This window comes from Hominimerdicola alba (assembly GCF_900112155.1).
Classification (GTDB): Bacteria; Bacillota; Clostridia; order Oscillospirales; family Ruminococcaceae; genus Hominimerdicola; species Hominimerdicola alba_D.
In genome coordinates this window covers 1-1057 of sequence record NZ_FOKQ01000102.1, presented here as the reverse complement: position 1 = coordinate 1057, position 1057 = coordinate 1, and the positions used below count along the sequence as shown (strand labels likewise).

The following is a 1057-nucleotide window of genomic DNA, read 5'->3' as shown; positions in this document are numbered from 1 at the left end:
GTTCTCTTATCCCTAAGTTTCCTGCGCTCTTTCGCTCTTTCGTGCTCTCTCGTTGACAGCTTAATTATTATAGCACCATTTTTCGCGTTTGTCAAGTAAAAGTAATCCAGTATTATCCTCATAATTGTATGCATAATTACCATATGCATAAATCAAAACTTTAAGTTAATAATAAGCATATAATTTATCTATCGGAGGTTCATCATGAAGTCTGATGCAAAATATATTTGTAGATCTCTAGCTGTCATAGTATCTTTATTATTGATATCTGCGCTGCTCGGAAAGATTATTCCACGTAAACAAGAAACCGTATCTTCACTTGGCTCTTACGGCAATGAAGTTCGTGCCATTCAGGAAAAACTAAAAGAACGCGGATTGTTCAACTCTAATGTCACTGGTTATTATGGAGAGATAACGAGAAACGCTGTTCTGGCTTTTCAAAGACAGCAAGGCATATCTCAGACAGGTACAGCAGGCCCCATTACACTTAAAGCACTTGGAATATCCATAGGGGCTATCCCTGCTGCTACCGAGGCTAATATCAACCTTCTTGCGAGAATTATCTCAGCTGAAGCACGCGGCGAACCCTACGCAGGACAGGTAGCTGTTGGCGCTGTTATACTCAACCGAATCGAGCATCCATCTTTTCCCGATACTCTTTCCGGCGTAATCTATCAGGACGGAGCTTTTACAGCCATTGTTGACGGACAATTCAATCAGCCTGTTTCAGCATCCGCCTACAACGCAGCCCGCGATGCACTGAACGGCTGGGACCCTACAGGTGGTTGTATATACTACTATAACCCGAACAAGACTTCTAACAAGTTTATATGGTCACGGCAGGTCGTCACTGTTATAGGCGCACATAGGTTTTGTATATGATATTTTAATAGCCTAAATTAATAATAAACGACTCTTCCCTTTTCAAAATTTCCCTTATAAAAGTTTAGCCCCGAAGTGATTGAACCGAACCACTTTGTGCGTACAGCACAAAAAAGCCCCTATGGATAATTAAATCAAGCAACGAACTGGCTTCGCAATTCAAGCGGAGTCAGTT

General features: G+C 41.4%; 1 protein-coding gene. It reads left to right on the top strand.

All coding sequences use genetic code 11. The features are described from left to right. Positions 1-204: 204 nt before the first annotated feature. Positions 205-882 carry a spore cortex-lytic enzyme gene (gene sleB / locus BM265_RS19520; protein ID WP_074963572.1) on the top strand — a complete coding sequence of 226 codons (678 nt, stop codon included), beginning with the start codon at positions 205-207 and terminating at the stop codon, positions 880-882. Positions 883-1057 lie beyond the last annotated feature (175 nt).